24 protein-coding genes, 2 tRNA genes and 1 other RNA gene are annotated in these 24415 nt (G+C 49.9%); 20 read left to right on the top strand and 7 right to left on the bottom strand.

All coding sequences use genetic code 11. The annotated features are described in order from the left end of the window. Positions 1-22 precede the first annotated feature (22 nt). Entirely contained in the window at positions 23-946 is a 924-nt protein-coding gene (locus B3K89_RS11525) for a ribonuclease Z (RefSeq protein WP_293893678.1), read from the top strand. On the opposite strand, the gene B3K89_RS11520 is transcribed toward B3K89_RS11525, so the two are convergent. Then, positions 943-1833, bottom strand: coding sequence for a hypothetical protein (locus B3K89_RS11520; protein WP_293911404.1), 891 nt, complete (start codon positions 1831-1833; stop codon positions 943-945). The two genes, B3K89_RS11525 and B3K89_RS11520, sit on opposite strands and share 4 nt — an antisense overlap. A 75-nt stretch (positions 1834-1908) precedes the next feature. Between B3K89_RS11520 and B3K89_RS11515 the strand changes: the two genes are divergently transcribed. Together B3K89_RS11515 and B3K89_RS11510 are read left to right on the top strand one after the other, a co-directional pair. Beyond that, positions 1909-2361: an FtsB family cell division protein gene (locus tag B3K89_RS11515; RefSeq protein ID WP_293893684.1), complete on the top strand. Its 453-nt coding sequence runs from the start codon at positions 1909-1911 to the stop codon at positions 2359-2361. Next, the gene (locus B3K89_RS11510) at positions 2354-2929 is read left to right on the top strand and encodes an L-threonylcarbamoyladenylate synthase (protein ID WP_293893702.1); all 576 of its coding nucleotides are present in this window, start codon (positions 2354-2356) and stop codon (positions 2927-2929) included. Before B3K89_RS11515 ends, B3K89_RS11510 begins: the two co-directional genes overlap by 8 nt. On the opposite strand, the gene B3K89_RS11505 is transcribed toward B3K89_RS11510, so the two are convergent. Continuing rightward, positions 2920-4239, bottom strand: coding sequence for a DUF1015 domain-containing protein (locus B3K89_RS11505; protein WP_345907428.1), 1320 nt, complete (start codon positions 4237-4239; stop codon positions 2920-2922). The two genes, B3K89_RS11510 and B3K89_RS11505, sit on opposite strands and share 10 nt — an antisense overlap. A 78-nt stretch (positions 4240-4317) precedes the next feature. Here B3K89_RS11505 and B3K89_RS11500 point away from each other — a divergent pair, with 78 nt between their 5' ends. The 5 genes from B3K89_RS11500 (at position 4318) to B3K89_RS11480 (ending at position 8288) form a co-directional block, all read left to right on the top strand. Next, positions 4318-4950, top strand: a complete 633-nt coding sequence (locus tag B3K89_RS11500; protein WP_293893690.1) for a thiamine diphosphokinase — start codon at positions 4318-4320, stop codon at positions 4948-4950. Positions 4951-4966: 16 nt separating this feature from the next. Further along, positions 4967-5308 carry a hypothetical protein gene (locus tag B3K89_RS11495; RefSeq protein WP_293893693.1) on the top strand — a complete coding sequence of 114 codons (342 nt, stop codon included), beginning with the start codon at positions 4967-4969 and terminating at the stop codon, positions 5306-5308. A 14-nt stretch (positions 5309-5322) separates the two neighbouring features. Continuing rightward, positions 5323-5691, top strand: a complete 369-nt coding sequence (gene aroH, locus B3K89_RS11490; RefSeq protein ID WP_293893696.1) for a chorismate mutase — start codon at positions 5323-5325, stop codon at positions 5689-5691. Positions 5692-5934: 243 nt separating this feature from the next. Continuing rightward, complete coding sequence (gene aroA, locus B3K89_RS11485) at positions 5935-7233, top strand: 3-phosphoshikimate 1-carboxyvinyltransferase (protein WP_293893875.1); 1299 nt, start codon at positions 5935-5937, stop codon at positions 7231-7233. Continuing rightward, positions 7230-8288, top strand: a complete 1059-nt coding sequence (locus B3K89_RS11480; RefSeq protein ID WP_293893872.1) for a LacI family DNA-binding transcriptional regulator — start codon at positions 7230-7232, stop codon at positions 8286-8288. The genes aroA and B3K89_RS11480 overlap by 4 nt, the downstream gene beginning before the upstream one ends. A gap of 42 nt (positions 8289-8330) precedes the next feature. On the opposite strand, the gene B3K89_RS11475 is transcribed toward B3K89_RS11480, so the two are convergent. After that, positions 8331-8402, bottom strand: a tRNA-Thr gene (locus B3K89_RS11475). Positions 8403-8534: 132 nt separating this feature from the next. On the opposite strand from B3K89_RS11475, the gene B3K89_RS11470 reads away from it, so the two are divergent. The 8 genes from B3K89_RS11470 to B3K89_RS11435 all read left to right on the top strand — a co-directional run bounded on the left by B3K89_RS11470 (position 8535) and on the right by B3K89_RS11435 (position 17456). Next, positions 8535-8616 (top strand) — tRNA-Tyr (locus B3K89_RS11470). A 44-nt stretch (positions 8617-8660) separates the two neighbouring features. Beyond that, positions 8661-9119 (top strand): YkgJ family cysteine cluster protein, encoded by a 459-nt coding sequence (locus tag B3K89_RS11465; RefSeq protein WP_345907427.1) that lies wholly within the window; start codon positions 8661-8663, stop codon positions 9117-9119. A gap of 8 nt (positions 9120-9127) precedes the next feature. Continuing rightward, positions 9128-10924, top strand: coding sequence for a DNA primase (dnaG, locus tag B3K89_RS11460; protein WP_293893867.1), 1797 nt, complete (start codon positions 9128-9130; stop codon positions 10922-10924). A 22-nt stretch (positions 10925-10946) separates the two neighbouring features. Beyond that, positions 10947-13004: an RNA polymerase sigma factor RpoD gene (gene rpoD, locus B3K89_RS11455; RefSeq protein WP_293893865.1), complete on the top strand. Its 2058-nt coding sequence runs from the start codon at positions 10947-10949 to the stop codon at positions 13002-13004. Between the two features lie 17 nt (positions 13005-13021). Next, complete coding sequence (locus B3K89_RS11450; RefSeq protein ID WP_293893863.1) at positions 13022-13840, top strand: zinc ribbon domain-containing protein; 819 nt, start codon at positions 13022-13024, stop codon at positions 13838-13840. 8 nt (positions 13841-13848) lie between these two features. Further along, positions 13849-14189, top strand: an RNA gene (rnpB, locus tag B3K89_RS11445) — RNase P RNA component class A. 25 nt (positions 14190-14214) lie between these two features. Then, positions 14215-14982, top strand: coding sequence for a hypothetical protein (locus B3K89_RS11440; RefSeq protein WP_345907426.1), 768 nt, complete (start codon positions 14215-14217; stop codon positions 14980-14982). A 14-nt stretch (positions 14983-14996) separates the two neighbouring features. Beyond that, complete coding sequence (locus tag B3K89_RS11435; RefSeq protein WP_345907425.1) at positions 14997-17456, top strand: TIGR03936 family radical SAM-associated protein; 2460 nt, start codon at positions 14997-14999, stop codon at positions 17454-17456. Here the strand turns inward: B3K89_RS11435 and B3K89_RS11430 are convergent. Both B3K89_RS11430 and mazG read right to left on the bottom strand, forming a co-directional pair. Beyond that, a complete protein-coding gene (locus B3K89_RS11430) occupies positions 17445-18092 on the bottom strand; it encodes a TrkA C-terminal domain-containing protein (RefSeq protein ID WP_293893856.1) in 648 nt (215 codons plus the stop codon). The genes B3K89_RS11435 and B3K89_RS11430 overlap by 12 nt on opposite strands. A 3-nt stretch (positions 18093-18095) precedes the next feature. Beyond that, the gene (mazG, locus tag B3K89_RS11425; RefSeq protein WP_293893854.1) at positions 18096-18914 is read right to left on the bottom strand and encodes a nucleoside triphosphate pyrophosphohydrolase; all 819 of its coding nucleotides are present in this window, start codon (positions 18912-18914) and stop codon (positions 18096-18098) included. Between the two features lie 105 nt (positions 18915-19019). Here mazG and B3K89_RS11420 point away from each other — a divergent pair, with 105 nt between their 5' ends. The 4 genes from B3K89_RS11420 (at position 19020) to glmS (ending at position 22727) form a co-directional block, all read left to right on the top strand. Then, a complete protein-coding gene (locus B3K89_RS11420) occupies positions 19020-19397 on the top strand; it encodes a GntR family transcriptional regulator (protein ID WP_293893851.1) in 378 nt (125 codons plus the stop codon). Between the two features lies 1 nt (position 19398). Then, entirely contained in the window at positions 19399-20250 is an 852-nt protein-coding gene (locus tag B3K89_RS11415; RefSeq protein ID WP_293893848.1) for an ABC transporter ATP-binding protein, read from the top strand. Then, positions 20247-20855 carry an ABC-2 transporter permease gene (locus B3K89_RS11410; RefSeq protein WP_293893845.1) on the top strand — a complete coding sequence of 203 codons (609 nt, stop codon included), beginning with the start codon at positions 20247-20249 and terminating at the stop codon, positions 20853-20855. The genes B3K89_RS11415 and B3K89_RS11410 overlap by 4 nt, the downstream gene beginning before the upstream one ends. A gap of 72 nt (positions 20856-20927) precedes the next feature. Then, complete coding sequence (gene glmS, locus B3K89_RS11405; protein WP_293893842.1) at positions 20928-22727, top strand: glutamine--fructose-6-phosphate transaminase (isomerizing); 1800 nt, start codon at positions 20928-20930, stop codon at positions 22725-22727. 112 nt (positions 22728-22839) lie between these two features. Here the strand turns inward: glmS and B3K89_RS11400 are convergent, their stop codons facing one another. Both B3K89_RS11400 and B3K89_RS11395 read right to left on the bottom strand, forming a co-directional pair. Continuing rightward, entirely contained in the window at positions 22840-23604 is a 765-nt protein-coding gene (locus B3K89_RS11400) for a hypothetical protein (protein ID WP_293893839.1), read from the bottom strand. A gap of 53 nt (positions 23605-23657) precedes the next feature. After that, on the bottom strand, positions 23658-24347 hold the full coding sequence (locus tag B3K89_RS11395) for a tetratricopeptide repeat protein (protein ID WP_293893836.1): 690 nt from the start codon (positions 24345-24347) through the stop codon (positions 23658-23660). Positions 24348-24415 lie beyond the last annotated feature (68 nt).

The raw sequence follows: 24415 nt of genomic DNA, 5'->3' as shown, positions 1-24415 counted from the left end.
GGTTTTCAGCTATACTGACCGCATGAATTTTGAAGTGTTTGTTCTGGGGACCAGCGGCATGATGCCTCTTCCCAATAGGTATCTCACCAGCGCGATGGTTCGTCGGGACGGGGAGCTCTTTCTCTTTGACTGTGGGGAAGGGACTCAGGTTTCGCTGAAGATGTTGAATCTCAAATGGAAGAAAATCCACTCCATTTTCATCAGTCACATGCATGCAGACCACGTCACCGGGCTACCAGGAATCCTGATGCTCTCCAGCCAGGTCGATCGCAACGAGCCATTGACCATTTACGGTCCTGCAAAACTCAAAGAGTACATCGATGCCAATCGACGTATCCTGGATATGTACATCAATTATGAGATCATAGTAAAAATTGCAGAGAGTGGGGTTATTCTCGAAACCGAGGATTTTACGGTTTCCGCTTTTGATCTGCATCATACCAAGCCTTGTGTGGGGTATGTCATGCAGGAAAAGAATCGACCCGGCGAATTCCATCCCGACCTTGCCCGGCAATTGGGAATTCCCATGGGTCCGATGTGGGGAAAATTGCAAAAAGGACTCTCCGTCACCTTGGCCGATGGCACCGTCATTGAAAGTCATCAGGTGATGGGACAGAAGCGTCAAGGGCGGAAATTCAGTTATGTAACCGATTCGGTGTATCTTCCCACTATAGCAGACCATGTGCGAAACAGCGACTTGCTGCTGTGTGAAGGAATGTTTACAGCCGACATGGCCGAAACCGCCTTTGAAAAGAAGCATATGACAGCCGAGCATGCTGCTAGAATCGCCAAGGAGGCAGAGGTAACCCAGCTGGGTCTCTTGCACTACAGCCCTCGGTACAGCGATCGCGAACTGAAGTACCTGCTCAAGGATGCAAAAAAAGTCTTTGGCCCGACGATTCTGACCAAAGACCGCATGTGTTTTGATATTCCGTTGAAAAATTAGTCTTCCTGAACGTTGCAGGCAGCTTCCGCTTCATGAAGCAGTTGGCTGCTGTCGATCATCCTGCCGTTTCGTGACGCAAACCCTATTTGCAGGGAAGAGCCTGAAAACTCTTTCTTGCAACTCTCAATCATGCCAAGGGTGAATGACCGCGCTTCGTCGGCATTGTAGAAGGGAAGGACCATGGCTATTTTGCCGCCTTCGAGGGAGAAGCTGTAAGCCAGCTCGCCGCTTTGCATCATCAGCTTGTTGGCTATGAGGGAGGCGGGCCCTTCGGTGACTTCAATCAAGACCAATGTCAGGTCGTAATCCATATCCTTTGAGTTTTCCAGCTCCATCGAGAGAATGGTGTCGAAATCAGTGCTGTAAACAACCTCTTCAGCTATCGGTTTTACCGGTTCCTCAACTTCAACGATTTTCTGGACTTCAGGTTCTTTATCATATCGAACAACCGGAGGAACAGAAACCATCGGCTTGATGACCGGTTCCATCTCTAGTTTTTCTTCCTGAATTTCAACCGGCTGTACTCTTTGTTGTTGCGCCGCCTCAACTTTCTGTTGTCCATAAGCGAGTTGCTCACTATGCACATGTGTAGGATCGTCGTTGGGAAGCTTGTAAAACGGCTTGTCATAGGCATTGGGTGGGAGTTTGTCCACCTGGTCGGCATAATCTTCATCCCTGCGATGAGCCACCAGCACGCCAATTTCTATCATCACCAACCCGATGAGCAGGGGAAATAGTTTTACCAAAAGCCCGTACAGCATCTCTTGGTTGATGTCGTACAGCGGCAGGAGGAAACGGGATGCCAGATAGAGGACTGCAAGCAACAGAAAAACAGTAAGAAACAAGCTTAGAAAGATTTGCCGTCCATAGTGTTTGTTTTCAGACATCGCCAACCTCCACGCAAACTTTACACCGATACTCTAACCATAGTATCATAATTATTATATAGATTGTAGGATGGCATGACAAGAAAATTCCTGTTTGTATTCGCTATAAGCCTGGTTTTATCCTTTCCGCTGATGCTTTCAGTTTTCGGTGAAGGTGGATTTCTGCATAACCAGGCGCTACGCAGGGAAATTGAGACACTGCGATATTCACAACAATTGCTTTCGTTGCAGGTGGATTCCTTGAAAAACCAACGAGATCGCATGGGCGAGCGCGATGCCATCCAGGATGCGGCCTTCAAATACGGGTACCAGAGCGAGGGTGAGCAAGTATTCTATTTCGACCTCGAAGAGGACGATGCATCCTTGCCTGCTCCGGCCACGACGGGTACGCAGGCAGCCATTCCTTCCTTTGCCGGCTTATCCACCACTCTTGTTTTTTTACTGGCACTAGCATTCTCAACTCTTCTTGCGGTATGCTATATACTGCTTGTGGGCAAACGGAGAAAGAATCGTGGGTCGGATGGTTGAGGAAGCACAGCTGCTATACAAGACGGTGGATTCCACTGTGGATCAAGTAGTGCAACTATTGAGGGAAGAACAACTTTTGGTCCTTCCCTGTGATACAATTTATGGTCTGAGCGGTCAATATGCAACGACTTACGAGAAATTGTGTGCCTTGAAGAAGCCTATCGGGCAACACCATTTCATCGTGCTCGCCACCCTAGAATCGGCTCATCAGCTTTGCATCGTGCCCCCAGTGCTAAAAAAGCACTGGCCTTGTGCACTTACCGTCATCCTGGAAAACAGGGAGGGAGAGGGTAGTACTGCAATACGGGTTCCCGATGATGCATTCATCCAGGCCATCCTGACCAAACTTGGCACTCCCATCTACTCCACAAGCGTCAATGATGCGGGATTTGCCATTACCAATATCACCGATATCATTTTCACGTATAAACAGAAAGTCCAGGCGATTGTCATCGACCCGGATAGAGGCAGGGATACTCCCTCCACCCTGATCGATTGTACGAAAGATCCGTATGAACTCATCCGCTGCGGTGCCTACGACGCATCAGAGTTGCTTTCTCAAGGCTGAATTCGACGAGCTTCCATGTAATACCGTTTTTCATGCGCTTCTCCCATGGAAAATGTTTTGCGCGGGAGCGCATTGTCCTTGATGATGGTATCGAAGAAGGTTGCCTTGGAGACATCGGGAAGGATGAGGGCGATGTTGCCCTTCTTTTTGCCCAGATTGGCAGCAACTTCCACACCGTGGATGTAATCTACGGTTGCCAGCTTCTGTGCGAGCAGGGAGTCGATCACCAATTGCAGCGTACCTGCAGCAATGGATGCTTTGCTCTCTCTCATTCCTATCACCAAGAAACCTTCGGCGTCGCAGTACCCGAACTTCTGCAGGCCGTCATTCACCTTGATCTGCTGCAACACCTCTTCCTTGCTTGAGGCCTTGCTTACAACATACGACTCACAAACCTTGGCAATCTCCTCAAGAAAGGTCTGCCTTGAGATATTGAAAAGCACCCGGTGGATGGGTTCGAACGCAAGCCCCGGGTCGAAGATGTTCTCCAATTCCACAAGTGCATATCGTGCCGGATGATTTTTCCGCCCATCTTCACTCAACCCTTGCTTGATATCCTCCCAGCAGCTTTTGGCGGTGGCGAGGCTGTGGTTTCCATCCCCCATGGCAAAGAGCAGGGGGTTGGAAGGATCCAGCTCTGCGTGCATCGCCTCAACAGCAAGGGCTATGGCTTGTAGATCCTCTTGCCGGTCGACCTTCCATGCGCTGAGGTGTCCGCCGTTTGCCATCAGCTCGGTATCGTAGACCTTTTCCAGTGTATCGTTTTTGTTCGCCAACGGTTCGATGACCGAGCGTTTTGCGTCGTTGATCAATACCATGATATGGGGCAGTTCAAGAGGGGCATTGCGCCTGATTTCCTTTCTTGGGGGAATCCGGCTCAGGATGGTTCCTTCGGTGGCCCTGATCAAGGTTCTGGAATCTTTGGCATAGTCGTAGTGTTCCAAATCAAGGGTGACCAGGAGCCCCCACCTGCCGCCGGGGCAGTTGTCGGTCGTTCGATGGACAAGGAAGAAGCAATTCGGGTAGGTTGTGAAAATGCCTTGCTTGATATACGCTTGCATGGTCTTGTTGATGGATTTGATACGTTTCTGTGGATCGGCTTCCTCAAGATAGACTTCTGGATAAATCAGGTTCAGAGTCGATGGAGCATCTTTGACATAGTCGGCGACTTGTTCCCAATACTCGGGTTCTGACGTATACTGGTCGCAAGCGACGACGGCCCATTTGGTCAGGTCGGTACCTGGTTTGGGAATCATGATATCGGCACATTTGAGTGCATACTGGGCCAAGTGTTGAGCAACGTTGGACATGCTATAACCTCTTTGATTTATGGATGTGGTAATATACTATTCCAATATTGATAGATACGCAACATAAAGTGAGAAAATATGAGCAAAGCAATTATCTGTACAGGTGGCGGAGCCCCGTCTTCAATCCCGTCGGGCTTCGTGGAAAAAGATGATTTTGTCATCGCAGCCGACAGCGGGTATGATACCGCAAAGAGACTCGGCATACCAGTACATCTTTGGGTCGGTGATTATGACTCGACGCTTTTTTCGCAGGAAATACAACAGCTGGTGCATGAGCGAAGTCCCAGGGACAAGGATGAGAGCGATACTGAGTTGGCGATCAAAAAGGCGGTGAGCCTGGGCTATGCGTCCTATTGCATCATCGGCGGCGGAGGATTCCGCATGGATCACCTGTTTGCAACCTTCTCCCTGTTCGAGCAATACGGTCCCCCGGAGCTCTGGTATACAGCGTATGAGATGGTGCATCTTGTCCGAGGGTATCATCGGTTCGAGTCCTTGAAAGCCGGCAGGCAGGTCAGTTTTTTTCCCGCCAGCTTCTCCCGGGATGCGTATATCACCGCAAAGCAGCTGCAATGGCCTTTGGAGAATTACCGCTTGTCGATGGACAGCCTCTCGCTCTCCAATAGGACAACCGATTCCTTTCTGGATGTGTTCGCAAAACAGGGCGGTTTGCTCTTTGTCAGCTTCCCGGTTGCAGACAAGCTACGGTAGATGGTATTCTCTGATCATGTTGCAGACAAGACGATTGCTGGCGTTCTCCAGCAGGGTGCATACCTACACGTTGCTTTTGTACATATTTTTCTTTCTCGTGTATCTGCTCGGCAGTTTCTTTTCCGTAACCGAGGATTTCGTCGAGTTGCTGCAATTTTTTCTGTATCTGATCAGCTGGACCAGTCTGCTGTTCGGTGTCTGGATCTTGGTGTTCTCCTGCATCGTGTGGGCCGGTGATCGGGTATTTCCCCTTTCCCCGGTGCTCCTTACCATCGCAAGAATGATGTGCATCCTTGCCTTGGGATTCGTGGTAGCCTTGTTGGAGACATTGTTCGAGAAGGGTCTGGTAGTCAGCTGAAAAAAAGGAGTATCATGCATAAACCAACCATTTGCGCAATCCGCGGAGCCATTTGTGTAGAGCGGGATGAACCGCAGCGTATTGAAGAGGCCGCCTGCAAGCTCTACCGGACGCTGCTTGAGCAAAACAGCCTTGAAGAAGCACATATTGCAAGTGTATTGATCACCCAGACCAGTGATCTGAAAAGCCGAAATCCGGCAAACGGTTTGCGCAAAGGCGGTTATTGCAACAAGACCCCCTTGTTCTGCATGCAGGAGCTTGAAATCGATGGCATGCTTGAGCGTGTCATCCGCATGCTTCTCATCCTCAACTTCCACACCGAGCATACCAAGCCGGTCTACATGGATGGAGCTGAACGCCTTCGTCCCGACCTGATGAAATAAGAATTGAGAAAACTGCCTACGTATGAGGCTTTTTTATTAGGAGAATATGTAAATTTACATTTTATAGGGTAAAAACCTTGCTTTCTTTTTTGTTGCATGAGTATAAATTAGAGAACACAAAGTGATTATTAACGAATAATATTGCACAAATATTCAATACACAGCATACTATATGGTAATTTACATGGTATATATTGAAAGGCCGATCATCCTTTCCTACAGCAAACCCAGAAGGAAACAATCATGAATGTTCACGTAAAACCCGGTTCTTTGAAAGGGGAGCTCCAGGTGCCTGGATCCAAAAGCCATACAATCCGGTCAATTCTTCTGGCAACCCTTGCCGATGGCCAGACTTGCATCGAAAACCCGCTGGCCAGTGGTGACGGGTTGAGTGCCCTCGCCGCAGCACGGGCTTTTGGAGCCATTGTCCAACAGGAAGAGCATCGTTGGATTGTGCAGGGAAGGGGAGGCGATCTTGTAGTGCCCCAAAATGTGGTGGATACGGGAAACTCGGGAACCACCACCTGCTTGTTTACTTCGGTGGCTTCCCTGGTCGATGGCTATACGGTCATAACCGGTGATGAGCAGATCCGGCGCAGGCCGATTCTCCCCTTGGTGAACGCACTCAACTGCCTGGGTGCCACAGCCTTTCTTACCAGGGGCGGTCAAGGTTGCCCTCCGGTGGTGGTACGAGGATTGCTTGAGGGAGGAAACGTGACCATTGAAGGCAGGAACAGCCAGTATGTCTCCAGCCTGTTGCTTTCAGCCCCCCTGGCAAAGCGTACGACCACAATCCAGGTGGTCAATGCCTTGGAAAAACCCTATGTGCAAATGACTCTTGATTGGATGAAACGTATGGGAGTCGAGATTGCGAACCCCTCGGATTTTTCCCGCTTTGTCGTTGAAGACGGGCAGCGCTACCACGGTGGCAGCTTCAGCATACCAGCCGACTGGTCTGCCGTCGCTTTCCCGTTGGTGGGTGCTGCAATAACAGATTCGGATGTGGTGCTCACCGGCCTTGATTTCTCCGATTCCCAGGGAGACAAGCAGGTGGTGGACATCCTGGGTAAATTCGGCGCATGCATCCATAGGCAGGGCGATGACCGGTTGCACATCGTCGGAGGTGAGAAGTTGCAAGGGGGATTGACCATCGACCTATCGGATATCCCGGATGCCCTGCCTGCCTTGTCTGTCTTGGCTACCCAGGCCGAGGGTCGGACGGTATTCACAAACTTGGAGCATGTCAGGCAGAAAGAGACCGACCGAGTGGCGGAAATGACTGCAAAACTGAATTCGCTCGGGTGCTCTTTGCATATGGAGCGGGACTGTCTGGTGGTGGATGGACCGACCCCGATACAGGGGGGGACTGTCTCATCGGCATTTGATCATCGCATTGCCATGGCGTTGGTGGCCGCAGGCCTGGCATCGGAAGGGGAGGTTGTCGTGACCGACGCCCAATGTGCCGATGTTTCATTTCCTGGTTTCTTCTCCAAGCTTGCAGCATGCAAAGCAGATCTTTCCATTGTGGAGGCCTCGGATTGAATACCAAGAAAGTAACCATTACCGATGTAGCCAAGGAGGCAGGACTGTCCATCGCCACCGTCTCGCGGGTGATCAATCATGCTCGCAACGTCGATCCTGAATCTGAGAAGGCCATTCGCAAGGCGATGCAAAAGCTCGGGTATGTGCCCGCAGTGAAGAAACAGAAGTTCTCCGTCATGGCCTTGATCGTACCGAGTCTGGAGAATCACTTTTTTTCTTCGGTCGTTGAGGGTGTGATGAGACAGGCAAACCAGGCAGGGTGTCATGTTGCCCTCTACTCTGCAAATGGAAGCGCCGAGCAGGAAGTGCGCTGTCTTGTACAGGCATCTTCCCTGGGTGTTTCCTCGTTGCTGTTCTGCCCGCTGGCCGATACGTCCTCTCTCGTGCTTGCGAATCTCTTTCCACCTGATTTCCCGCTGCTGATCGTCTATCGAAGAGACTACCTGAAGGGTGCAAGCCACATCTATTACAACAATGTGGAGGGTGGATATCTGGCTGCAAAATATTTGCTCAGGGGCAATCATCGGCATATCGCCTTTTTTGCAAGCTTCTGGCAACGGCCGAGTGAGAGTATAGAGCAGATGCTTGCCTATTTGGACCAACAAAACCGCGGCAGCTACTCTTCTTTGGACCGGCTCGAAGGATACAGGCGGGCACTGTCGGAGTTCTCTCTCCCTCTTGACCCCTCGCTGATCTGCATGACCGGCTACGATTTTTCCAGTGGATATGCAACGGCAAAGGAGTTTCTCTCAAGGCTGCGTGATTTCGATGCCGTCATTTGCTGCAACGATGCAGTAGCAGCAGGGGTTTTGCAGGCGTTGGATGAACAGCACATCGCCGTTCCCCAACAGGTTTCCATCCTTGGCTACGATGATTCCTTTCTTTCGGAAATCGCCCGGCCTTCGTTGAGCAGCATTCATCAAGATCCCCACATGTTGGGCGAAAAGGCTTTTGAACAGCTGGAGGATATCATTGGCGGAAAACGATGCGAGGATACCATCCTGCAACCCAGCCTGAAGATCCGCAGCTCGTCTCGAATGCGTGAAATTCCTTGAGCCAAATAAAAAAAGCATACCAGGATATCTGATATGCTTGTGAGCCGACTGTCAGGATTGAACTGACGACCCCGAGATTACAAGTCACGTGCTCTACCGCTGAGCTAAGTCGGCTTGGACTGTTGCAATATACCGGCAGAAAAACTCTCTGTCAAGACGTGTGAAAAACTCCCTGGTACGAGATTTTTCTCAACAGCGGTTGACAAAAGCTACAATAGTTTGTAATGTACGTTTGTCTTTTGGCATGGAGAGGTTCCCGAGCGGCCAAAGGGGGCAGACTGTAAATCTGTTGGTTACACCTTCGAAGGTTCGAATCCTTCTCTCTCCACTTGGAGGCCTTCTTCTTTGAGGAAGGCCTTTTTTCCGTTCTCTATGATGAAAGAGGTGCCGATGCATTGTTTTTATGAGAAAGGGTTGGCTTTTACCTGTGTTCCCGGCTGCAACTATTGCTGCAGTTGCGAACCTGGATATGTATTCCTTTCTCAAGAAGATCTACAGAGGCTTTGTGCCTACACTTCAATGGATGAGGACCGCTTCATCCGCACCTATTGCCGATTGGTGGATATGGGTTCATTCAGCATGGTCAGTTTGCTGGAGAAAGAGAATTACGACTGTATTTTCCTTACGAAACAGGGTTGCTCGGTCTACCATGCAAGACCCAGGCAATGTCGCACCTATCCTTTCTGGAGGAGCGTAATGGAAAACGAAGAGAGTTGGGAAGCAGAGAAGGCATCATGCCCGGGAATCGGACAAGGAAAGGTCTATAGGAAAGAGGAGATCGATGAGATTCTTCGCCGGCAGACCGGACAAGAGCCGATCATTCGTGTGTAGGATAGCGTATGGCAAAAGTGTCTGAATCGGTCCTTGAGCAGATCAAGGCGCGTATTCCCATCAGTGAAGTCGTCTCGGACTATGTAACGCTCTCCTCAAGAGGCGGCAGGTTATGGGGCTTGTGTCCGTTCCATCAAGAAAAAACAGCTTCCTTCTCAGTGGTCGATGAACAGGGTTTCTACTACTGCTTCAGCTGCAAAAAGGGCGGGTCGATGTTTGACTTCGTCATGGAGATGGAGAAGGTCTCTTTCATTGAATCAGTGAAGATTCTTGCAAAGAAGGCGGGAGTCGAGCTCGAGGAGGAGAGTCCCGAGGATAAAAGATCAAGGGATTTGAACGAAACACTCTACGACCTGTATGACAAGATTGCAGGCTCCTTTCATTTTTTGCTTACATCCTCCGCTCAAGGCGAGCATGCAAGGGCATACCTGCGTGAACGCAATGTATCCGAGGCGATGTGGGAGAAGTTCAATCTCGGCTATGCCCCGCAGGATGGCTCCTGGTTGTACTCATTTCTTGCAAAGCGTCACTACAGTGAAGAATTGCTGGCTAAAAGCGGCTTGTTCAGCCAGAACAATCCCACCTATCCCTTGTTTCGCGACAGATTGATGTTTCCCATTCGAAGCTGGCAGGGAAAGACGGTAGCCTTCGGTGGCCGGGACCTCACCTTCACATCAAAAGCCAAATACATCAACTCCCCTGAAACGGCGATTTATAGCAAGAAGCACCATTTGTTCGGGCTTTACGAGTCGCTCGATACGATCAAGAAGGAGCAGAAGGCAATCCTGTGCGAAGGAAACTTCGACGTGGTTGCATTGCATCAGAGCGGCTTCACTAATGCCATGGCTCCCTTGGGAACCAGTTTTACCGAGGAACAGGCAAAGCTGCTCAGACGCTATTGCACATCCGTGGAGATACTCTTCGACAATGACCGGGCAGGACAGAGCGCCACGGCAAAGGCGTTGGTGATCGCACAAAATATCGGCATGGAGAATTCGGTTCTGACCTTGGAGTCGGCGAAGGATGCTTCGGAGCTCGTCCAACATGAAGGGGAACAGGCTCTGAAAAGAGCGTTACAACAGTCACAGCAAGGGTTTCGTTATCTTGTAAACAATGCGGTAAACCAGTATGATATACTAACGCCCAAAGGCAAAACCGCAGTATTTAACGCTGTGAGACCATATTTGGACGCCACTGCGTCGTCTATTGAGAAGCAGGACCTGATCAAGGGACTGGCGGCAGTGCTGAATGTTGACGAATCGTCGATACTTGACGATTATTCACGGAACGCCCCACCCGTAGCAAAACCGGTGGCGGCAGCAGGAGAGATGGGGGTAAAGCCACTGAATCCTGCAACAATTTCCGTGGATTTGTATGCGATGTTGACTTTGGTCAACAATAGGGAGTTGTATCTGCAAACAAGGTACAAGATCGCTGTTGAAGACTTGGAGGATGCAGAAGCAGAAGCACTGTATAACGTATTGGAGGAAGCTGCAAGAGAGGAAGTCGGCAAGCATGATGAGTATATCCTGCAGATGATTGATGATGAGCAACTTCGCAGTGATGTCGCTGCATCGTTCACTATGGAGGAGTTCAAGCTTGCTCCGCAAAGAGTGCTCAATGAAGCTGTGAACCGAATTCAATTGAGGACGTATGAGAAAAAGCGATTGAGTAATAAACGGCTCTTGGATATCAGTCTGCTAGACGGTACCGGGGATGAAGGAATCGAGGAATTGCTTCGGGAGAAGACGGAGATTGACGCAAAGATTGCCAGACTCAGGAAGACTCTCGAGCAGGATATTTAAACAGGGTAGGTAGATAATACAGATGCTTGATGAAAACATTTCGCAGGCCATAGTCAAGGATATGGTGGCGCGTTCAGCAGAGACCGGACATGTGACAAAAGAGGATATCAGAAAGGCTCTTGGTCCACAGAATGCCACGGATGAGGCTGTCGATGAAATCATGCAGACCCTCAGTGAGTTGGAGATCATCGTCACAGAAAGTGATGAGGCTCCTGCTGCAGGTCTTTTTTCCGAAGGTCCGTCCGAGGATGAAATCGATACCGACCTGGAAGAGGAACCGGATGATGTCGACCTGCTTGAGGATGATCTTGAGGATGACCTTTCCGTCGATGCGCTGATAAATGATTTTTCCGAACATCACGAAGACAAGCCGGAAGCTAAAAAGAACGGCAGCCGGGAAAGTGATGAGGAGGAGGAAGAAGAAGATGCAGTACTTGATGATGAGGACGAGCATCCTGCCTCGATGAAACATGCCTGGAGCGGCATGGGAACCGATGATGATGCGGTTGGTGGAAGTGATCATTTTGTCGATATTTCCAGTCTTGACGACCATGAAGGTGATATTGAACACATCCGTCACAACACCATCCTGGGAACCGACAAGAGCGACTCCAGCGGCGATGATCCGATCCGTCTTTATCTGAGGGAAATCGGCAAGGAGAGCCTGCTGACCGCCGATCAGGAGGTTGAGCTCAGCAAGAAGATGGAAGACGGTGCCTTGATCATCAAGGATGTCATCCAGGAAAGCGGGGTTATGATCACCCGGTTCCATGAGATCATCAAAACGCTCAACACCAAGATTGAAGGTCAGGAAGAAGAGTACAACGCAAAGGACTATAAGGAGCTTGTCACCAACCAGAAGCGGTTCACCCAATTTTACAAGGAACAGCTGAAGGATGTGCAGGCGGGCCTGAAAAACTATATCGGAAAGAAAGAGCAGATGATCAGCAGCGGCGAGGATGTGCTGCATGATGAGGCATTGATCAAGACCCGGATGACGCTGTTGAAGAAACTTGCAAAAGTTGATTTGCAGCCCGAGGAGATCACCTCGTTCACCCACGATTTCGTGGATGCCGAGAACAGGATCCGCTCCTACAAGGAAAAGAAACAGCAGCTTGAGAATAAGCTTCACATCTCTTCAGCCAAGGAGTTGAGACAGCTCGGGCGAGACCTTGCAACCCAGTCCAGGAGTGCAAAAATCGAAGAAGAACTCCACCTGTCCAGTGATACGATCAAGGACCTTATCCGGGAACTCCAATTGACGGAGAAGGATCTGAGGCAGATAGAGTACCAGTTCGAAGACACCTGCGATAATATCTTGTTGCACTCCACGAAGATCAAGTACGGCCAGAAGATGATGAAGGATGCCAAGGACCGCTTGATCCGCGCCAACCTAAGGCTCGTGGTATCCATCGCAAAAAAATATACCAATCGGGGGTTGCACTTCTTTGATCTGGTTCAGGAAGGCAACATCGGCTTGATCAAGGCTGTCGAGAAGTTTGAGTACCGCAAGGGATTCAAGTTCTCCACTTATGCAACGTGGTGGATTCGGCAGGCTATCACCCGGTCGATTTCCGACCAGGCCCGTACCATCCGTGTTCCTGTGCACATGATCGAGCAGATCAACAAGGTGGTCAGGGAGTCGAGGATGCTCATGCAGTCGCTGGGTCGGGAACCAACCGATGAGGAAGTGGCTGAGAAGCTTGGATGGACCGAGAGCAAGGTAAAGGCGGTCAAGAATGTTGCCCGTGAACCGATTAGTTTGGAGACACCGGTAGGCGAGGAGGAAGACTCTTTGCTCTCCGACTTCATCGAGGACAAGGAGGTGGAGAATCCTGCCACCCAGACCGCGTATTCGCTGCTTCAGGAACAGCTCAAGGATGTTCTGGCAACCCTTCCTGCCCGCGAGCAGGAGGTCCTGAAGATGAGATTCGGCCTGGAGGATGGATATTCATTGACACTTGAGGAAGTTGGATTGTATTTTGAGGTGACCAGGGAACGAATCCGCCAGATTGAGGCCAAGGCACTCAGAAGGCTCAGGCATCCCAAGCGCAGTAGGAAATTGAAGGATTTCATTTGAGATACAGGGAGAAGATGATGGAAGAAGCAGAAGTATTTGCAAAACTCAGCCAATTGCAGGAAGACCTGACCTTACGGTTTGCCCTTGAGGATGAGATTGTCAAGTTGCCCAGAGATCTGAAAGTCAAGCAGGAGCTGCTGGACAAGATCAATTTGGAATATATTGATGAACATGCCAGAAGTGAAACAGCAAAGGATGACCTCAGAAGCCTGCGCATCCAGTACGATGATGCAGTGCATGCCCGTGAGAACTCCGAAAAGCAGATGGAATTGATCTCCACCCAGCGTGAGTTCGAAGCGCTTGAGAAGGAAATCAAGGATGCTTCTGCAAAAGAACAAAGTCTGCTCAAGCAACTGCACGTCAAGGAGAAGCAGGTCCATGAATTCAGTGACCGCCTCACCGAAAAAGAGCAGTTGATGATGCTGCAGAAGCAGGAAGTGGATAACGAAGCAAGCAAGATTGAAGCCCTGCTCTCCGATAAGAGAGAACAGCTTGCAAAACTTGAGACCAAATGCGAGCAATACATCGCCGGCGACATCACCGAGGACCTGTACAATAAGTTCTGCAACATTGTGAAGAACAAGAAGGGCAAGGGGATTGTTCCCATCCATGGGTTGGTTTGCCAGGGATGCCACATTGTACTTCCCATCCAGTTCGTCAATGTTGTTCGTTCAGCCAAGGATATTGAGTTCTGCCCGTACTGCAGCCGAATCCTCTACTATGAAGAGGTTGAGGGTGCGGATGAGCAGTTCCGCAAGAGAATCGAGGATGTTGAGATTGAGGAAGGCGGCCTTGCCGACTTTGTCGATTCAAGCGAATTCGACGACCTGCTCTAGGATTTTTACAAGGTAGGCGAGATGATCGCGGGCGGCCGTAAGGCAGCTTGAGGAAAGTCCGGGCTCCATAGGACATGACGCCGGGTAACACCCGGGAGCGGCGACGCTATAGAGAGCACCACAGAAAATATACCGCCGAGCAATCGGCAAGGGTGAAATGGTGGGGTAAGAGCCCACCGCACTGCTGGCAACAACAGTGGCAGGGTAAGCCTCGTCAGGAGCAAAATCAAGCAGCAGGTTGGGTTGTCCGTCTTGAGCCTGCGGGTCGGTTGCTACAGCATCCTGGTAACAGGAGGCGTAGATAGATGATCATCTGATACAGAACCCGGCTTATTGCCTGCCTTGTTTTTTTGATAGTGATAGGAGAACAGAAGATGATGAGACCGCGTTATTGCACCCTTCTTCTGTTCTCTTTTTGTTTGCTTCTCGCCGGATGCCGCAAAGGCGAGCCTTCGCTCGACCAACTTGCAATGCAGGGCGACTATGAGAGGCTTGAACGCGTTGCAAGAGAGGACTTTTCCCATACCTATCAAAAGGGTTCCCTGTACTATGTGGCGTTGGCCCAGGAGCGACTTGGCAAAATTGAGGAAGCACATGCGAGCCTGCGCTTGTATGTGGCGATGGCAGGCAGGCAGGGTACATCGGTTTCAGCGGCAAAGCTTGCTGTCCTGCTGGGAAACAGGGTGGCGGATGGCGCTCTGGTTATTGAAATGGGCCTGTTGCTGGAAGAGCAAAAGGCCTTGGACGAGGCAACCGCCAAGGAGCTGTATCAAGCATTGCTTGGCGCCAAACGAACCGAGGATGCCCATAGGATCTTCACCACCTATTTGCAGGGTTCCTTGGACGGCCTGGCCTATGCCAAGGTATTGGTTGAGTCCAATACCTCTTTCTCCCTCATCAAGGAAGCATTCACTTCCTTGACGGATGAACAAGCAGTGAACCTGCTTCTCTTTGCAAGCCTGTTGCAACATGACGTTCAAAGCGCCTATGACTACTTCTCATACGCTGCTACCTTTGAGAGCAAGGTGCTTGATGCCACGATGAAGAAAAACCTGTATACTGCCCTTGCCCGATTCGCAAGCCAAGCCGATCAGCGCGTTCAGGCAAACAAATACCAAAGCTTGGCAAATACCATACCATGAAATAGGATGATGCCATGCAGATTGTAGATATGATCGCCGATGACTTGTTGATGATTCAAAATCCAGCCCGATATACAGGCGGAGAGTTCCACTATGGAACCAAAGACCTTGCAAAGGTGTATTTTCATACAGCAATTTGCTTTCCTGATTTGTATGAAATCGGCATGAGCAACAACGCCGTACGTATTCTCTATGACTTGCTCAACAGCATGGAGGAGGTTTATTGCGACCGTGTCTTTTCGGTAGCCCCGGACTTTGAACAGCTGCTCAGGGAAAAACAGCTTCCCCTCTATACCCTTGATCTTCAAAAACCGCTTTCCGAACTCGATATGCTGGGAATTTCCATCGGATACGAACTGGGTGCAACAAACATCCTTCAGGTCCTGGACCTTGGAGGGATTCCCCTGCATGCCTGTGACCGGACCGATGAGCATCCGATAGTAATCTGTGGAGGCCCTGCCGTCACCAACCCTCTTCCATTCGCTCCGTTCATGGACTTCGTGTACATCGGGGAAGCCGAGGAAGGTCTGCAGGAGGTTGCCCGGATTCTGATCGATGCGAAAAAACAGCAGAAGTCCAGAAGCGAGAAACTTGCCTTGCTGCAAAGCCTTCCCTATCTCTGGTACACAGGCAAGAAGTTGGCTTTGCGCTTCATCGATACCAACTTTGCCACTCCTGAATCTCATACCTACCGCCATTATGTGGTTCCCAACTTCAAGGTGGCCCAGGATAATGGGGTGGTGGAAATCATGCGCGGCTGTCCGAACAGCTGCAGATTCTGTCATGCAGGCCAATACTACAAGCCGTATCGACAGAAGCTGTACAGCACCATGGCAGCCCAGGTTGAGCAGCATGTCAGCGACTTCGGCTATCGCGAGATTACGCTTTCCTCGCTTTCAAGCGGGGACCATCCGTACATCAAGGAGTTGATCGAGACGCTCAACGCAGAGTATTCGCACAGGCATGTCTCCTTCTCCCTGCCCAGCCTGAAGGTGAACTCGTTTTCCCTGGGAATCCTCGAGCAGCTTTCGGAGGTACGAAAAAGCGGATTGACCTTTGCCATCGAAACACCCAAGGAAGCCTGGCAGCGGGCCATGAACAAGGAAGTCCCCCTTGAGCAGGTCATCGAGATAGCCCGTGAGGCGAAGAGCAGGGGATGGAAACTGGCAAAATTCTACTTCATGGTGGGATTGCCTTTCGTCGATCGGCAGGTCGAGAACCAGGCCATCGTCGATTATGTAGGGGCCATTTACGATGCCACCCGCCTCTCGATGAATATCAACATCGGAACCTTCATTCCAAAGGCCCATACTCCATTCCAGTGGTGCAGCCAACTTACACCGACCCAGTCTTATGAACAGCTCTCTTCCCTGAAGAAAGCCATCAATGAGCGCATCAGAGGTTGCAAGGTTAGTTATCATGAGCCCAACATCAGTTATCTGGAAGGGCTGATCAGCCGTGGTGATGAGCGCTATGCAGCTGTCATCGAGTCAGCCTACCGCAAGGGTTGCCGGCTTGATGCATGGGACGAATACCTGAAATCTGATTTGTGGCTGGAGGCGATCGGGGAGGCTTCTTACAATCCTGATACCTGCATCTTCGAACCGTACGGCCTTGACGAAGAGCTTCCCTGGGATTCGGTGAGCATGCGGGTCAGCAAGAAGTTTCTCAAGGACGAGTATGAGAAGGCTAAGAACCTCTTGTTGACCGAGCGATGTTTTGAGTCGTGCAGCCATCTCTGCGGTGTCTGCTCGAAAGTGACCGAAGTCATCGATACAACGCACAAGGATCCGATTCTTGAACAAGTGAGAGACAAAACCTTGGTGATTGAACCGAAGGAGGAACCCATATCAAAGACTGTCCAAGCCCTGATAACCTATCGCAGGTTCGGTCGTTCGCTGTATATCAGCCACATCCATGCGATGCGCAATTTTGAGATGGCATTCCAGCGATCGAAAGTAGGGGTGCAGTTCACCCAGGGCTTCAATCCCAAACCCAAGCTAGAGTTTGTCAATCCGCTCTCTGTGGGCATTGCCGGTGATGAGGAAGTGATGCTCGCCGAGTTGATCGATAGTGAGAATCTGACGGAACAAGAAGTGAAAGAGAAATTGGGTTCGGCCCTGAATGACGGCTATGAGATCGTCCAAGTGCTGTTCCTCAGGCTCGACAAGAAACAGACGTTGGCCAAGTATCTCAAAGGAAGTCTGTACACCATTGAGACCAGGGAGGACGAGAAGAGCCGAACGCTGCTCGAATCATTCTGCGATCAAGAGTTGAAGGATGTGGTGGTGCACAAGGAGTCGGAGGGTTTGTTCTCCGTCCGTTTGGAAGGGGAGAAGAACCTGGTCAAATCGCTCTTCGGCAATGACACTGACAAGTTTGCACTTGCCAGCCGCCTGCGCATCACCAGAAAAGCGCTCTACGCCGGTTCCTGGGGTGTTTCGTACCCGCAATTCTTTGCATCACTGCAGTAAGTTCTCGATGCGCGGCAGGGAATCCTGGGGGCCTACCATCATCAGGATGTCCTCAGCCTGCAGACAAAAATACGGACCGGGGGATAGGGTGATCGCACCCTCTCTTCGTACCGCCACCACGGTGGCTCCGGTTTCCTGCCAAAAACGCAATTCACCCAAGGACCTGCCGATGACCTTGCTTGCTTGCGAAACTGTTTGGCTGATGATGGGGAATGGGTTTGCCTCAGCGAATCGCGAGTTTATGGTGAACAGCTGTTTTGCAAGCGAGAAGAATTCGCGGTCCAAAGCCTCGTGCTCTTCCAAAAGCGTGCGCATGCGATGAAGCAGATGCTTCGATTCATCGTGCTTCTCATAGGCTTCCATGAAAGCTTTGGCCTTTAGGCGGCTTTTCACCACTACACCGCTGTTTTGCATTACTGCAACCACCCCTTGTTCTTCCAGGATGGCGAACGAACGGCGGATGGTCTCCGGCGATACCCCGTATTCACCGCTGAGAATTGTTCTTCCCGATAGTTTGATCCCTTCGGCAAGTTCCTCATTTGCAATACGCTTGGCTATGTCCACGGCGATTCGCTCATAGATGGCGCTCTTTTCATGCTTGACTGCACGATTGGGTTGGAGTGGTTCGGCGGCCATGGCTCACTCCTCCTCCTTGATCGTTTCCCAGAGCCGGTCCATGTAAGCGAGGTTCTCCCGGCTCAGTACAATGCCCTCCGCCGAAGCACGCTGGTAGAGTGCATTGAAGCGTCTTCTCATTTTCTGATTGGAACGATGCAGGGCCAAAGAAGGGTTGTACCCCAGATAGCGGCACAGATTCACTGCAGCAAACAGCAGGTCCCCCAACTCCATCTCAAGGTCCTCTTGCTTGTCCTCAGGGTTCTTATACGCAGTAGCGACTTCCTCAAGCTCTTCCTGTACTTTGTCAAATACACCTCGGGATTCGGGCCAGTCAAAGCCGACCTTGCGGATTTTCTTTTGGATTTCATTGGCCATTTCCAACGGGGGAAGGGAAGGGGGGACACGACTGAAAAAGTCATCCTTTTGATGCGTCTTTCCTTCTACATTCACTTTGATGGCATTCCATACATCGATGACTTCACTGCTGTTTGCAACTTTCTGGTCGGAAAAGACATGGGGATGTCTGCGTATTAGTTTCTCACATACAAGGTTCAGGGCTTCGATACTCGCCAACGCATCGGTTTCCTGATGCATTTCCAACAGCATCATCGCATTCAACATTACATCGCCCAGCTCTTCGCTCTGGCCCTCCTTGTCTTCACAGAGTACTGCATCCAGATACTCATATGTCTCATCAATGAGATGGGTCGAGACTTGCTTCGGGCCCTGCTCCCTGTCCCAAGGACAGCCTTGGTCGCTGCGAAGCAGCCTGACGATGGTAAAAAGTTGCATCAATGCTTCGGAGATGGTGGTTTTCTTTTCATAGGTGAAGTCGATCATGGTTATGAGTATACTGGTTTGCTGCAATCTTGAGAACAGGAAAAGAAAGGCTCTTGACATGATGTTATTACTGTATATACTGTACATATACAGAAGGAGCATGTTGTGGATATCATCCTCTCAAATGCCAATCCAGACCCGATATATGAGCAAATCGCCCAACAGATGCGCGCCCAGATAGTCTCAGGCATTCTCAAGGAAGGTGAGTTGCTGCCTTCAATCCGCGCCCTGGCCAAGGAATTGCGCATCAGCGTGATAACCACCAAGCGTGCCTATGACGAACTGGAGCGGGAAGGGTATATCCAGACCATTGCAGCGAAAGGGAGTTATGTAGCGGCTCGAAGCCATGAACAGCTCAAGGAAGAGTATTTGCGAAAAATCGAGGATCACATGCGCTCGATTCATTTGCTTGCCCAGTTTGTCGGACTCAGTGAAGAGGAGCTTGCCATGATGTATCAGTTGCTTGCAGAAGGAGAACGGTGAGATGGAAAGTGCAATTCTCTGCAGGAAAATGAAGAAAACCTACGGATCGTTTACCCTCGATATCGAGGATTTCAAAGTTGCTACTGGTACCGTACATGGCTTGATCGGAGCAAACGGTTCAGGCAAGACTACTACGATCAAGCTGCTGCTCGGCCTGTTGTTCCCGGATTCGGGAGAGCTGTCGGTGCTTGGTTCCAGCCGGATCAGCAATGAAGCCGAGACTCGCCAGCATATCGGATTCATTGTCGATGATGCATCGGTTCCCAGCCTTGTGACTGCGAATGAGCTTGCCGCAGTATTGAGGCGGTGTTATCAACATTGGGATCAGGGGCAGTATGAGATGTATCTGAGGCAGTTCCAGATTGATCCAAAGAAGCAGTATCGAAAGTACTCCAAGGGGATGAAGGTGAAGCTTCAGTTGGCCGTCGCTCTCAGCCATCATGCCTCCCTTCTGATCCTCGATGAACCCACGAGCGGCCTGGATCCATTGGCCAGGGATGAGATCATCTCCATTCTTTCTGAATTCAGTAAGGATGAAAACCATACGATTCTGATCAGCAGCCATATCACCAGCGATTTGGAGAAACTCTGCGACTATGTAACATTCCTGGAAGAGGGATGCATCCGATTCACGGAGGAAAAAGATGAGTTGCTTGAAACATATCGGTTGGGCATTGTCTCTCATCAGATGGTAGCCGATATCGACAGCGATTCGATTATCGCAAAACGTGAGGGGTCTTTTCAGGTGGAACTGTTGCTGAGGACAGAGGATGTTCCTTCGTTTCTTGAATCCCGAAGGCTCAGCCTGGAGGAATTGATCATTTTCTTGTCAAAAGGAAGGAGTGCAGTATGATGGCGTTGTTGCTCAAGGATGTGTTTCTGATGCGAAGGCGCAGCGGCATCATGTTGCTCGCCATTGCGATATTTGTATTTCTCTCTGGAGTGCAGGGTGGGCTGGTCAATACAGTAATGGCCACGATGATGCCTTTGATGCTTGGCTTCACCACCTTGGCTTACGACCAGAATGACGGGTGGGAGGCCTATGCTTGTGCGCTTCCGTTTTCTCGGAAGCTTGTAGTACAAAGCAAATATGTATTGGCTCTTGGTTGCATACTGCTTTCCATATTTCTGGTTTTGGTCATTGGGCTTCTTGCATCCAGATGGGAAATACACACTGTTTTTTCAAACGCCGTCACCCAATTTGTGTTTGGTGCATTCTTTGTTTCGATAAACTATCCTTTGATTTTCAAGTTTGGTTTTGAAAAAAGCAGGTTGTACTATATTTTGGTCATGGTTGCGCTGATGAGCATCGGATCAGTACTTGCCTCGTTGCTGCAAAGTGCTTCCATGCCTGCATTCATCCTGGTTTTGTTGCCGATTGCATCGATTTGCTGCTTCACTGCAAGTTACCTTCTCTCCTGTTCCATCATGAAAAAGAAGGAATTTTCCGGTTCATGATGTCAAAACTCTAGTAAAAACAGCACGAATCATGCTACTACACCTGTAACCGGACCTTTTAAGGGGTGTTGCATGTGTGGAATTGTTGGATATGTCGGAACAGAGGAAGCTTCCTCCCTTCTCCTTGAAGCTCTTCGCAAGCTTGAATACCGCGGATATGATTCTGCCGGTATCGCCTTGGTTGATGAGAAAAACAACCTTCAGATACGCAAGATCAAGGGACGACTTTCCAATTTGGAGCTTTTGGTCCAGCAAAAACCGATTACCGGAAAATGCGGTATCGCACATACCCGTTGGGCGACTCATGGCGAACCGTCTGACCTGAACAGCCATCCCCATACCGATGTTTCACAGAACATTGCCGTGGTCCACAACGGAATCATAGAAAACCATGCCCAGCTGCGGTCATGGCTTGAAAAGCATCAAGTGAAGTTCGTGAGCCAAACCGACAGCGAGGTCATCGCCCACTTGATCGACTTCCACTACAACGGCGATCTCCTGCAGGCCGTCACGGAGACGGTCAAGCGCCTGGAAGGCTCCTATGCCATCGCAGTTGCCTGCAGTCAACACCCCGAGGTGTTGGTGGTTGCACGAAAGGACAGTCCCTTGGTCATCGGAAGAAGCGAGCATGCCACCATGCTGGCCAGCGATGTGCCGCCGCTTTTGAGCCATACCAGGAAAGTCCAATACCTGGAGGATTTGGAGGTTGCCACTCTTACGCAGAATGAGGTGCATATCTACAACCTCGATGGGGATGAGATCGAGCGGGAAATCCAGACCATCGAATGGGATATGGAAGCAGCAGAGAAGTGCGGATTCGAACACTTCATGCTCAAGGAGATCTGCGAGCAGCCCAAGGCTCTGCGTGACACGTTGCATTCGAGATGCAAGGATGGCGTATTGGCGTTTCCCACCCAAATAGAAAACCTTTTGGAAAACTGCAAACACCTGCTGATCACCGGCTGCGGGACCGCCTACCATGCGGCCATGGTAGCCTCCTATGTAATTGAACAGGTTGCCGGTCTTCCTGTCGAAGTCCTCGTAGCCAGTGAGCTCAGATATCGAAGACATATCCAGAAAGAGGGCGAAGTGTGTCTGCTCATCAGCCAAAGCGGTGAAACCGCCGATACCATAGCATCCCTCAGGCTCTTGAAGGAGCTTGGGATTCCGACCATTGCCCTGACCAATGTGGTGGGCTGTACGCTCAGCCGTGAAGCCGATTGGGTCCTGTATACCCAGGCCGGTCCAGAAATCGCTGTAGCCTCAACAAAGGCCTTTACAACGCAACTCTTGAGTCTCTTCACCATTGCTGCATTGATTGCAAAGCAGGAACGCTCGGTGCTGCTTGAAGCACTGGGACAGTTGCCGGGAAAAACCCAGTTGCTCATCGACCGGCAGGAGGACATCCAACGGTTTGCAGCCAGCCAATTCAACAAAACCAAAGTGTTCTTCATGGGGCGGCTCGTTGATTTCGCAATCAGTCTGGAAAGTGCCCTCAAGCTCAAGGAGATCAGCTATACGCACAGTGAGGCCTTTGCAGCAGGAGAGCTGAAACATGGGCCGATTGCCTTGGTCGATACTTCAACCTTGGTGGTTGCCCTGTGCACGCAACCGTCCTTGTACGCAAAGATGGACTCCAACATCAAGGAAGTAAAAGCCAGGGGTGCAACGGCATTGGTTATTACGTTTGAGGATGTGCATACGTTTGATGATACAGCCGATGCAATCTTCAGGCTTCCACAGACGCATCCTTTGTTCAGCCCGATTCTCAGTGTGATTGTCAGCCAGCTCTATGCATACTACTGTGCAGTTCTGAAGGGAAATGATCCTGACAAGCCGAGAAACCTGGCCAAGTCGGTTACTGTCGAGTAATTGATGGACCATCAAAACAAATATGTTTGGAATGGTTTCTAGTTAACAGAATATATATTATTTATAGATTATACAAAATTACTATTGTAGAAGGGAAGGTCCCCTTTTTATGTTAATCTAATTGAAGATACCCTAGATAAGCCAAACTTGTCCAGTAAATATTGGAGAATGAGCCTTCAGTTACATTCATGGCAGCGAAAATATGGCAATATAATTCGTTCGAAGGATTTGTAGAATAAAAGTAATCAGGAAAAGCCCCTTTTTCACTGTACGGTACATCGTTGGGAAATTGGGTACCATCATATCTACGAAGTATTCCACCATCTATATGACTGACAAATTTTGCGTTATCAAAAGCAAGGGTAAACTCAACATGCGTAGAATTGACATCTGTTTTTGTGATAGTGAATGTGTCTTCGGGACTGGTATGATCGACTGCTGTGGCATGGTACAAAGGCGCGGCATAATCATTTGAACTATTTATGCCAGAGAATTGAAATAATGCATATGATCCATCGCTTGCGCTGACTACTGCTGGATTTGATAACGAAATTTTATCGATTGTACGCCCATTCGGCTTTTTACCGTATGTATAAGCAAATAGATTGATGATACTGCTGCTTGAAGATATTGTGGATGAATCACTTACCATGTAACCGATCCAAAGTGAAGGTCCTGTATCATCCTCGATGAGTGCTAGGTTATTGAATTCATCATTTCTTACTACATAGGATCCAGACAGGGTGGTCTCAGTATCATTATCTGTAACATCGATATAAGAATCGATATAGAAAATTACCGCCATCCCACACCCACCCAGCACCAGGACAAGAAAAAAGACAGACACCATACGAAGAATGTGATTTCTCATCTTCATGGCATCTGTCTCCTCTCTTCACGGTTGGGTTTAGTCCACCCTACCCCGTTTACCTACAGAAAGGCAAGTCTATTGGTTGCAATCTTGGCAAACTCAGAGGTCGGGAATTGATCGGCGAGCTGCTGGAACGTTGCTTTGGCAAGTTCTAGGTTGCCTTTCTTTTCCTGAAGTCTTGCCTGTCCGAACAAGGCTTTCGGAGCCTCGGCGGCTGACAATCCGAATTCATCAATGACCTTGGTATAGTATTCAAGAGCCAACGAGTCATTGCCAAGCTCTTCCGCACTTACTGCAGCGTTGGTCAGCGCAAGCGAAGCAAGGTAGTTCTTACCTGCATTCGAGTACGTAGCGATGAAGCTGTCAAGAGCCTTCTGATACTCCTCTTTCTCAAAAGCTATCATACCCAGGAGGTATTGAGCCTTGAGGCTGGGGTATTTGTTTCCCTTTGCAGCCAAGTCGTTCAAGCCGGCTACGAGTTCATCATATTTGGCCTGATACCCTTCATCCTCGGTTCCCAGAGCCTGCAGCTCGGAATAGGCGGTCTCCAGCAAATCAATCGAGTTGAACTGCGCTTGCAGGTTCTTGTTGTTGACCGAAGTAACGATGCCAAGCGTAATCAGACCGATAACTACAACTGCCAAGACAATAATGGCTGCCTTCTTGTTACGGGCCAAAAAGCTATTCAATGATCCTTCGATTCTTTCAGTCAAGGTTAGTTCAGCAGAATCCTTCTTTTTATTACTCATGCTACATCTCCGTTATCAAGGGTATAAAACACAGGCGGCTGTGTGCCGCCTAGTATGGTGGAACACAA

Origin of the sequence: Sphaerochaeta sp. UBA5849 (assembly GCA_002432715.1) — a bacterium.
GTDB lineage: Bacteria > Spirochaetota > Spirochaetia > Sphaerochaetales > Sphaerochaetaceae > Sphaerochaeta.
Note: the sequence above shows the minus strand (reverse complement) of the source record. Positions and strands in the feature narration are given on the sequence as shown.

Excerpts from the sequence above, each read along its gene's own strand:
- B3K89_RS11500 (WP_293893690.1), top strand. The coding sequence starts at position 4,318 with ATGAGCAAAGCAATTATCTGTACAGGTGGCGGAGCCCCGTCTTCAATC.
- B3K89_RS11505 (WP_345907428.1), bottom strand. The coding sequence starts at position 4,239 with ATGTCCAACGTTGCTCAACACTTGGCCCAGTATGCACTCAAATGTGCC.
- aroH (WP_293893696.1), top strand. The coding sequence starts at position 5,323 with ATGCATAAACCAACCATTTGCGCAATCCGCGGAGCCATTTGTGTAGAG.
- B3K89_RS11400 (WP_293893839.1), bottom strand. The coding sequence starts at position 23,604 with ATGAAGATGAGAAATCACATTCTTCGTATGGTGTCTGTCTTTTTTCTT.
- B3K89_RS11515 (WP_293893684.1), top strand. The coding sequence starts at position 1,909 with ATGACAAGAAAATTCCTGTTTGTATTCGCTATAAGCCTGGTTTTATCC.
- B3K89_RS11435 (WP_345907425.1), top strand. The coding sequence starts at position 14,997 with ATGCAGATTGTAGATATGATCGCCGATGACTTGTTGATGATTCAAAAT.
- B3K89_RS11525 (WP_293893678.1), top strand. The coding sequence starts at position 23 with ATGAATTTTGAAGTGTTTGTTCTGGGGACCAGCGGCATGATGCCTCTT.
- B3K89_RS11450 (WP_293893863.1), top strand. The coding sequence starts at position 13,022 with ATGGAAGAAGCAGAAGTATTTGCAAAACTCAGCCAATTGCAGGAAGAC.
- B3K89_RS11395 (WP_293893836.1), bottom strand. The coding sequence starts at position 24,347 with ATGAGTAATAAAAAGAAGGATTCTGCTGAACTAACCTTGACTGAAAGA.
- dnaG (WP_293893867.1), top strand. The coding sequence starts at position 9,128 with ATGGCAAAAGTGTCTGAATCGGTCCTTGAGCAGATCAAGGCGCGTATT.
- glmS (WP_293893842.1), top strand. The coding sequence starts at position 20,928 with ATGTGTGGAATTGTTGGATATGTCGGAACAGAGGAAGCTTCCTCCCTT.
- mazG (WP_293893854.1), bottom strand. The coding sequence starts at position 18,914 with ATGATCGACTTCACCTATGAAAAGAAAACCACCATCTCCGAAGCATTG.
- B3K89_RS11440 (WP_345907426.1), top strand. The coding sequence starts at position 14,215 with ATGATGAGACCGCGTTATTGCACCCTTCTTCTGTTCTCTTTTTGTTTG.
- B3K89_RS11520 (WP_293911404.1), bottom strand. The coding sequence starts at position 1,833 with ATGTCTGAAAACAAACACTATGGACGGCAAATCTTTCTAAGCTTGTTT.
- B3K89_RS11510 (WP_293893702.1), top strand. The coding sequence starts at position 2,354 with ATGGTTGAGGAAGCACAGCTGCTATACAAGACGGTGGATTCCACTGTG.
- aroA (WP_293893875.1), top strand. The coding sequence starts at position 5,935 with ATGAATGTTCACGTAAAACCCGGTTCTTTGAAAGGGGAGCTCCAGGTG.
- B3K89_RS11430 (WP_293893856.1), bottom strand. The coding sequence starts at position 18,092 with ATGGCCGCCGAACCACTCCAACCCAATCGTGCAGTCAAGCATGAAAAG.
- rpoD (WP_293893865.1), top strand. The coding sequence starts at position 10,947 with ATGCTTGATGAAAACATTTCGCAGGCCATAGTCAAGGATATGGTGGCG.
- B3K89_RS11465 (WP_345907427.1), top strand. The coding sequence starts at position 8,661 with ATGATGAAAGAGGTGCCGATGCATTGTTTTTATGAGAAAGGGTTGGCT.
- B3K89_RS11410 (WP_293893845.1), top strand. The coding sequence starts at position 20,247 with ATGATGGCGTTGTTGCTCAAGGATGTGTTTCTGATGCGAAGGCGCAGC.
- B3K89_RS11415 (WP_293893848.1), top strand. The coding sequence starts at position 19,399 with ATGGAAAGTGCAATTCTCTGCAGGAAAATGAAGAAAACCTACGGATCG.
- B3K89_RS11495 (WP_293893693.1), top strand. The coding sequence starts at position 4,967 with ATGTTGCAGACAAGACGATTGCTGGCGTTCTCCAGCAGGGTGCATACC.